At 55.0% G+C, this 8,769-nt stretch carries 9 protein-coding genes; 3 read left to right on the plus strand and 6 right to left on the minus strand.

Features of this window, described 5'->3' with window-relative positions; all coding sequences use genetic code 11:
• Positions 1–309 precede the first annotated feature (309 nt).
• From ACR0A1_RS20425 to ACR0A1_RS20445, 5 genes are read right to left on the minus strand one after another with little or no spacing between them, the layout of a single operon-like run.
• Positions 310–1,365, minus strand: a complete 1,056-nt coding sequence (locus ACR0A1_RS20425) for an energy transducer TonB family protein (RefSeq protein WP_480869037.1) — start codon at positions 1,363–1,365, stop codon at positions 310–312.
• Positions 1,362–1,739: an ExbD/TolR family protein gene (locus ACR0A1_RS20430; RefSeq protein WP_170567459.1), complete on the minus strand. Its 378-nt coding sequence runs from the start codon at positions 1,737–1,739 to the stop codon at positions 1,362–1,364. The genes ACR0A1_RS20425 and ACR0A1_RS20430 overlap by 4 nt, the downstream gene beginning before the upstream one ends.
• Before the next feature lie 4 nt (positions 1,740–1,743).
• A complete protein-coding gene (locus tag ACR0A1_RS20435; protein WP_170395115.1) occupies positions 1,744–2,070 on the minus strand; it encodes a biopolymer transporter ExbD in 327 nt (108 codons plus the stop codon).
• A gap of 31 nt (positions 2,071–2,101) precedes the next feature.
• A complete protein-coding gene (locus ACR0A1_RS20440) occupies positions 2,102–2,764 on the minus strand; it encodes a MotA/TolQ/ExbB proton channel family protein (protein ID WP_170395118.1) in 663 nt (220 codons plus the stop codon).
• A complete protein-coding gene (locus ACR0A1_RS20445; RefSeq protein WP_170395121.1) occupies positions 2,761–3,192 on the minus strand; it encodes a hypothetical protein in 432 nt (143 codons plus the stop codon). The genes ACR0A1_RS20440 and ACR0A1_RS20445 overlap by 4 nt, the downstream gene beginning before the upstream one ends.
• Positions 3,193–3,464: 272 nt before the next feature.
• Between ACR0A1_RS20445 and ACR0A1_RS20450 the strand changes: the two genes are divergently transcribed.
• Positions 3,465–4,571: a saccharopine dehydrogenase NADP-binding domain-containing protein gene (locus ACR0A1_RS20450; RefSeq protein ID WP_170395124.1), complete on the plus strand. Its 1,107-nt coding sequence runs from the start codon at positions 3,465–3,467 to the stop codon at positions 4,569–4,571.
• Between the two features lie 3 nt (positions 4,572–4,574).
• Positions 4,575–6,086, plus strand: coding sequence for an L-piperidine-6-carboxylate dehydrogenase (amaB, locus tag ACR0A1_RS20455; protein ID WP_480869040.1), 1,512 nt, complete (start codon positions 4,575–4,577; stop codon positions 6,084–6,086).
• A gap of 38 nt (positions 6,087–6,124) precedes the next feature.
• On the opposite strand, the gene ACR0A1_RS20460 is transcribed toward amaB, so the two are convergent.
• Positions 6,125–7,702, minus strand: a complete 1,578-nt coding sequence (locus ACR0A1_RS20460) for a DUF5928 domain-containing protein (RefSeq protein WP_480869041.1) — start codon at positions 7,700–7,702, stop codon at positions 6,125–6,127.
• A 140-nt stretch (positions 7,703–7,842) separates the two neighbouring features.
• Here ACR0A1_RS20460 and ACR0A1_RS20465 point away from each other — a divergent pair, with 140 nt between their 5' ends.
• The gene (locus ACR0A1_RS20465) at positions 7,843–8,661 is read left to right on the plus strand and encodes a sulfotransferase family protein (RefSeq protein WP_170423261.1); all 819 of its coding nucleotides are present in this window, start codon (positions 7,843–7,845) and stop codon (positions 8,659–8,661) included.
• Positions 8,662–8,769 lie beyond the last annotated feature (108 nt).

Consider the following 8,769-nt stretch of genomic DNA (forward strand, 5'->3'; position numbering starts at 1 on the left):
TCATAACCTGAAACTCAGAGGTTCAAATCCTACTCCCGCAAACAAAAAACACCGTGCAACATCAGATGTTTACGCACCGCCCTAGGGCGGTGTTTCTATTTGTGCCAATACTTCTAGAAGCACTGTGGAAGCAACGATAGGAAACTTCTTTTCGTAACTAGCCACTTACCCCCCTCAGCTCTTTTTTGCCAACTTCTGTGCTTCGCCCACGGTGACCTTACCGTGATGACCGATGGAAATCCTCTCCTTAGAGCGTGTTGAAGCATTCAGGGAACGAACAACTGGTTCGGCGAACTGCTGTCTTTGGTATCAACTATTTTGGTAATAAAACGATAGCCTGCGGCTTGACCCGCTTGGTGGACGGGGAAATGGAGCGGCGCGGATGACTTGATCTCTGGCGGCGCGTTCGATTTCAGGTGAGCCAGAGCTATCGACGATATCAACCCAAGCCAGTGATCCATCAGGATTAATTTCGAAGAATACCTGCGCAAACCCGCGGACCGGGACATAGACGACGGGCGTTTGATTGAGGTGGACCAGGATTTGTCCGGCATAGTTCGTGGTATCGGAGTTTCCAACGCCGCGACCCGAGGTTTGATTTCGGCCACTGCTGGCTCGGAACGGGTCAGCCCCTTCCTTTTGATAAAGGCTAAGCGGCGACTCCAATGTTTGCGTAGGGTTGCGCAAGTTATCGAAATTACTGAACCCATCAAGTGATTTTTGTGTTTCCGTTGCTGGCTTTCTGTTCGGGAGGCGGGGGCGTTTGGAAACAGATACGGCCTGATCGGAAGGCGCGGCTTGTTCTTCTGGTGGCTCGTTTGTTGGCTCATCGACCGAACTTGGGATTTCTGGTTCGACTGCCCTACTCTCGATTGGGGGGAACGGCGCAGTTGAGCTGTCTGTGGGTGGTAAAGCTGCCAAGCGCTCGGGTTCCGGGTCGACCGCTGACGTTACGGAGGTATCTGCATCTGTTGCTGGTTCCGGGTTGGACGGGGCGACCGGTTCGGTCGGCACCTCTTCCTGTAGCTCTGATCGTGGGGCGACGGGCGCTCCGACAACGGGTGAAGATACCTGCTGAGGATTGGGGGAAGCGACGAGTGTTTCGCTGATCGGGATGTCGGCAGTATTGGGCTTAATAGTGTCTTCAACCGGGGGCTCGGGTGTTTCAGCAGATTCCGGTTGGACCGGGTCTGTCGTGTCTTCGGTGAATTCTTCGAATGTGTTGCCAAGCTCGATCAAACTGACCGATTCCTCATTGGCCCGCAGTTCTGGCAGGCTGGACCCATACAAGCTGATCCCAAAGATATGCAGGATAAGCGAAAGCACACCCGCCAACGCAGCGATGGCCGCTGACTTCCGGATCATTTCAAAGCCTGCTGGGTCACAAGGAAAACAGAAGGCGCGCCATACCGCCGAAGGGCACCGGTTACCTCCATCAATCGTTGGCCTGAAACATTGCGATCGGGGACAATCCTGACGGGCCCGTCATCATGGCTGGCCATAAAAGCCTCGGGATCGGTTTGCACTCCGCGAAAGCTGAGGATGCCATCGGCGTTCAAGACAAGCGCATCGGGAGGGTCGCGGCCTTCGAGTTCCGATGTGTCGACAAGCTGAAGCTCGGGATCAAGCGGTGGTGCCAGGGTGCCTGCAATCAGAAAGAAGATCAGCATCAGAAAGACGACGTTGATCAGAGGGATGGTCGAGTCTCGTTTGCGGCTTGGGCGACCAAAGCGGATCATCGGTCTACTCCAACACCGTGACGGTCAAGCCATCGCGGCCACGCAAAACAACCAGCAAATCCACAAGTCGTTGGGCGGACGTATCCGCATCAAGGCTTACCAGTGCCTGACCGGCCCCGATCCGCGTAGACAGTTCATCCAGCGCCAGTGTTTCGCCATTCAAAGTCACGCGCTCGGTACCGATCTGGATGAATATTCGCTCGACGGGTTCAGCCGATTCTGATGCGCCTGAGGTTGCGCTGCTGATTTCGATCTCCGCGAACTTTGAGAAAGTTGAAGACAACATGAAAAACAGCAACAGCAAAAAGATGACATCGATGAGCGGGGTCATCGACATCGGTCGTCTGACAAAGGGTTCCGTGTTACGCATGTTCAGCGTTCAGAATCTCGGTCCTGCCTGAGGCGGACTGGTTCGAGTTGTTCGGGACCAGAACCGTACGCAGTGCTTTGTCCGCAAACACCCGTTCCCGGGCAGTTCGGCTTTCAAACCAAGACAAGACCATTGAAGTCGGCATTGCCACCGCAAGGCCAACGGCTGTTGTTACCAGAGCAACCCAGATGCCACCTGCCAACAATGAGGGATCGACAGAAGACCCGGCAGACTGAAGGCTTTGGAATGCATTGATCATTCCCAAAACTGTTCCGAACAATCCAAGCAGGGGTGCAAGCTGGGCGACCGTATCCAAAAGCCGAAATCCGCGCTCCAGCCCGGCCAGTGCCAATCCAGCTTCGGCATCCAGTCGAGCGTCCAGATCAGGAGTGTCCGGCGCGTCCATGGCGGCTTCGACAAGCGGTGCAAGATAGCTGCTGCTCTGAGCGAGGCGCGCGCGTGCAGTGGCTCGATCTCCAGCATCCCAGGCCTGCAGCGCCTGTGACAGAACCTTGTGCCGCCCTACGCCACAGGCAGCGAACTGCCAAAGCTTGTAAAGAGTAACTGCTACGGTCAGGACCGACATGACAATAAGGATAGCCACAACGGGCCCGCCAAGGGTCAGGATCTCTCGAAGAGAAGAGAGAATATTCATCCAAGCAACTCCACTTCAATCCGGCTGCTGAGCGTTAGGGTCGATTGACAGATGTCGCTCTGGGAGCCTTTTACCACGCATGAACTCGCGCCATTGATCAATGCGCGCCCAACAGTCGTGCAAGACATCTCTGGCAGATCGAACTGACGGACACGTGGGCGATCCAAAGGTAAGTCGCGAAAATCAAAAAGCGAGAGGGTAACGACACTGCCTTCGGTGTCAAATATCACCGTCTCGAATACGGCTTCATCGATAGTGGTTCCGGATTGGTTGGTCACCAGAAAGGTCAGTCTGCAGGCACTACCAACGTCTTCCAAGGCATTGAGCTCTAACGAAATCTCAGCGGCAGGTGCCTCAGCGGATTGGGCCAGAGCTGCAAAAGGAAGCAGGCATGCGAAACAGGTAAGCAGGACACGGAGAGATCTCATTGAAGGCACCTATATGCTTGGGCGAACCGCGATTGCCCGCGTTGTATAGCCGACAATGGTCCTCTCATACCTGATAGTACAATCACTTCAAAGGAGCGCTGAAACGATTGTGACTTCGACCATGTTCGAAGTCATTTTCGAATAAGCTATTTAGCAAAGTGACACATGATACGTCAAAATGACGGAATATTACCTCATTTCGTCAAGATACGATCTGCAATCCGAACAAGTCGCCCTTCATAATCAAAAGAAACACAGAATGGAGGCGCGTTTTGAGCTGGAATATTTGCGTAGTCGGGGCGGGGAAGATCGGTCAGATGATCGCGACTTTGCTGAAAACCTCGGCACATTACACGGTGACTGTTGCCGATCACGATCTTGCGGCCCTGTCTGCATTCAAGAAGCGGGGCATTTCTACGCGGCAGATTGATGCCAGCGATAGCGCGGGCTTGGAGAAAGGCCTTAAAGGGTTTGATGCGGTGATCTCTGCCGCGCCGTTCTTTCTGACACCGGCAATTGCAAGCGCAGCTAAAACTGTTGGGGCGCATTACTTTGACCTGACCGAAGATGTCGCCGCCACCAACGCGGTGCGCGAGCTGGCGCAGAACAGCGAGACGGCATTTATGCCGCAATGCGGGTTGGCCCCCGGGTTTGTCGGGATTGCGGGCGCTGCGCTGGCGGCGGAGTTCGATGAAATCGACAGCCTGCATATGCGGGTCGGGGCGTTACCGCTCTATCCGACCAACGCGTTGAAATATAACCTGACTTGGTCGACAGACGGGCTGATCAATGAATACTGCAATCCTTGCGATGCCATTGTAAATGGCGAGAGGGTTAAGACCGCCCCCCTCGAAGATTATGAGCTGATCGGCCATGACGGAGTCGAGTACGAGTGCTTCAATACATCGGGCGGGCTGGGCACCTTGCCCGAGACGCTAGACGGTAAGGCGAAAGCGGTATCCTATCGCTCGATCCGCTATCCGGGTCATCGGGACATTCTGCGCTTGTTGCTCAGCGATCTGGGGCTGGAGCGTCGCCGTGATCTGCTGAAAGAGATTTTTGAAACGGCCTTGCCGCGTACGGATCAAGATGTCGTGCTGGTCTACTGCACGGCAAAGGGCATCGTTGATGGCACGTTGCGTGAGAAATCCCTGATCAACAAATCCTTTGCGCGCACCATAGATGGACAAGTCTGGAGTGCGATCCAAGTAACCACTGCGGCAGGCGTATTGGGCGTCGTCGATCTGATGCGGACAGGGGTTCTGCCCTCGAAAGGCTTTGTTCGGCAAGAGCAGGTAAAGCTTGCCGATTTCCTGAACACCGAATTTGGCCGGCTTTATCGCGCCGGTGACGTTACCGAACAAAACAAGGCGGCCTGAGATATGAAAGACATTGTAATGACTGCTGAAACCACGCTTGCGAATTTGGACCTGACTGCAGCTGAGCTTAGCGGCGGGTCGCTGCGGGTGACCTCTCCGATAGATGGCAGCCTGTTGGCCGAGGTTCACGAAACTCCGGTTTCCGAGATGGGGCCCATCTTTGCCCACTCGAAAGCGGCGTTCAAGGAATGGCGCGTTGTGCCGGCTCCGCGCCGGGGTGAGTTGATCCGCCTGCTGGGCGAAGAGCTGCGGGCCGCCAAGGATGATCTTGGCGCGCTTGTCAGTTGGGAGGCAGGCAAGATCACCTCGGAAGGCCTTGGCGAAGTGCAGGAGATGATCGACATCTGTGATTTTGCTGTTGGTCTGTCGCGGCAGCTTTATGGTCTGACCATTGCTTCGGAACGCCCGGGTCACCGGATGATGGAAACGTGGCATCCGGCAGGACCGGTCGGAGTGATCTCGGCCTTTAATTTCCCCGTGGCGGTATGGTCGTGGAATGCTGCGCTGGCGCTGGTTTGCGGCGATCCGGTGATCTGGAAACCGTCCGAGAAAACGCCTCTGACCGCGTTGGCTTGCCAGAAAATCTTTGAGCGGGCATTGGCCCGTTTTGGTGACGCCCCCGAGGGGCTTTTGCAGACCCTGATCGGTGGTGCCGATCTGGGTGAGGCGCTGGTTGCCAGCGAGGATGTGCCGATCATTTCAGCCACCGGCTCGACCCGGATGGGCCGGGCGGTGGCGCCGATTGTGGCGCAGCGCTTTGGCAAGTGTATTCTGGAACTCGGCGGCAATAACGCGATGATCGTTGGGCCGTCGGCTGATCTGGAAATGGCGGTGCGCGCGATCGTATTCTCGGCTGTCGGGACAGCAGGGCAGCGCTGTACGACACTGCGGCGGTTGATTGTACACAACTCGATCCGCGAGGAACTGGTTGGGCGTCTGAAGAAAGCCTATGCAGGTCTGCCCATCGGTAATCCGTTGACCGAGGGTACGTTGATTGGGCCGTTGGTGGATGAAGCTTCGGGCAATGCGATGACCGCAGCGCTTGAAACAGCAAAGGCCGAGGGTGGTGCCGTGTTCGGAGGTCAGCGCGTGACCGAAGGTGTGCCGGGCGGTGTTTATATACAACCGGCCATCGTTGAGATGCCGGGCCAGACCGCGACTGTGAAGGCCGAGACCTTTGCTCCGATCCTTTACGTCATGGGCTATGACGATTTTGCCGAGGCGATCGAGATTCAGAACGACGTGCCACAGGGCTTGTCGTCCTGCGTTTTTACACTGAACATGCGCGAAGCCGAGCAATTCCTGACAGCGGCCGGGTCGGATTGCGGGATTGCCAATGTGAACATCGGCCCGTCCGGGGCCGAGATCGGTGGCGCATTTGGTGGCGAGAAGGAAACCGGAGGCGGGCGCGAAAGCGGATCAGATGCCTGGAAAGCCTACATGCGCCGTCAGACCAACACGGTAAACTATTCGGCCGAGTTGCCATTGGCGCAAGGTGTCAAATTCGACATCTGAACTCGAATGTCCGGCGGCACCTGATCGTGCCGCCGGATTCAATCAGCGAACAGGTAATCCAGTTGCATGATCGCTTTGGCCTTATCGGCACTGATCCCCAGAAATTCCGCGATAATCACCTCATTCTCCGAACGTTCCGCCGCCTCACGCAAATGGAACAGCCCATCATTCTGGGTACTGCGGATCAATTCGGATTCGTAAGCCAGCGCATTGCGAAGGGTCGGTAGCAGACGTGCAAGAGAATCCTGTGAGCTGTTCTGGCCCGCAAGACCGACGCGATAGGCATGGCCGGTCAGATATTCATCTGAATAAGTACATTCGATTTCCAGAACTCGTGTTTGGGCCTGATCTGCACAGAAATCCTGAATGACGTCCAGATTGGCCGGATCTATGCAGAGTACCAGCCTGTCGCTTTGGAAATAATCGAACAACATACGTGCAACCGCCCGCCGATGGCGCGACCGCTTAATCAGGGTCGTCTCGATTCCACCCAAATCGGGCAATGGCGTATCCTGCTCATCATAGATGTATTCGATGCAGGGAATGGGGGTTTCGGATGCGATCTGGTCAACAAGCCGTTTGGCGACATGCCACTTCTTGCAAACAATCAAAAACGCCTGACGCTCGGGGCCTAACGTATTGCCGACCTCCCAAAAGCGCTGAGCGAAACGTCGTCCTACCCGACCGCGACCGGCAAGGAAGTGATACAGATTACGCCCTTCGTCCGAGATGTGGAACGTGACCCCTTCGCTGGCATAAAGCTGACCCAACCGTTCCTTCAACTCATGGGCCTCGGGGCTGATCTTGCGAGCGAACAGGTAGTTCTGCCCCAACAGCATGTCATAGTGATCATTGTAGAAGGTGACAGGCATGCCATAGTCGGAAAACATCAAAAATGTCAGTGTACGGTTTTCGATTTCCTGCTTCGGGACGAGGTGGCGAACAAGCGTCTGAAAGAACGTCTCGTCCGGAATCCAGGTGGTCGAGAAAAACCGGACCACATCGCGGCGTTGGCGCAGGAAGTCCAGAATCATCTCGACTGTGCGACGGCGCAGGCACCACCACTGGCTACCGATCTTGACCTGCAGGTCTGCAGGTGTGCCGCGGGTCAGACCGAAACGCTTTTGCATTTCGTATGCGGCATAGAACAGGCGCGGCTGATTGCGTTCGTTGAAATAGTGACGATAGATCAGCCGGTCTTCTTTCATTCCGGTCTTAATCCAATTGCTTTCGAAGAAGTCATGGCTTTCGATGAAATCCATGTCGCGTTCATCAAGAAAGCTGTGCACATACTCGGCGGTTTTAATTGCCATGCAATCGCCGGACAGCATGTAAAAATGGGTGACCCTTGGGAACTGATCCACCGCCGCCTGTAATGCATGGAGCGTGGCCTGAACCAGTGACCATTCGCCCCATCCGCATTTGATCCGCTTCGTTGCAAATGTGACATTGCGGTTATCTTTCAGGGAGTCGCGTATCTGCGCATAATCCGTATCGTTGGCGCGGGCGTCAAAATGGATCGCCATACAATCGCCGGCAGCCGTCAGCTGACGTGCCTGCGCAATGATCGCGTCAGGATCTTTGTGGCACAGCAAGATATAGGCAATCTTTGCCATTTGCGTCTCGTAATTCCCCGTTTCTGCCCAATTGCAACCGTGATACTGAGGATGAGCGATTGAATAAACAGAATATTTTTGGTTCTTTGGGTCAAAATGCCGGAGTATCAATGCGATAACTGGCTAAGGAGGCGCAGTAGATGGGTTTTCCCGGAACGTGGATGACCGAAAGTCAAAGCATGGTCTACCGTGTTGTGCCGAAATGCGCCTGCTCGACGATCGGGCAAATCATGTATTTCTCGGATCATGGCAGCTTCTTTGATGGTGACATTCACGACGCCAAGGACGGAATGCACAAGTGGGCCTTTGGTGCCAGTCAGGATCCGATTGCCAGAAATGTTCAATCGCACCAGTCCTATACGTTTACCTGCGTGCGTAATCCCTACACACGCATTCTCAGTTCCTTTTTTGACAAGATCTGTGGCATTCAGCGCAACGGCAAACGCTATCGCGGCAATCTGGTGCCAACGCTGATCTACAATTATGGGATCGAGGTTGGCGGTGACGATGGCAAAGGCGAGTTCGATCAGATCGCCAGTTTCCGCCGGTTTCTGTTATTTGCACGTGACACGATCCGTTGGCGGCGTCCGATGGACCCCGACATTCACTGGTCGGCCATGTCTGGCCATGTCTCGACGCTGATCGCTAATGGCGGGCGATATGATCGGATTTTTTGGACCGAGAAGTTCAACGATGGGATGCAGGGGGTGTTGGACAATCTTGAAACCTCGCATCCCGTGACTCTGTCCGAAATCCCGCGCTTCAACGAATCCGAAGGCCATGGGCCAAAACGCGTGCATCCGGTCGAGGATTACTTTGACGATTTGTCGATGCATCTGGTCTACGAGATCTACAAACAGGATTTTGAACTGTTCAAGTATGATTTCGAAAATCCCGCCAACAAAATGCCGACGGGTGAGATCGATCTAGATGAGATTCACGCCAAGCTGGGTGATTAAGACGCTCGAAGTGTGAGGCTCCCGCCCATCGTCAATGTCTCTTGTGAGACATCTCCTCTGGTTGGGGCCGGTGCCGCGCCAAGCGCGGCGCCGGGCCCAAATTCCGAT

The organism is Ruegeria sp. D6 (assembly GCF_056534365.1).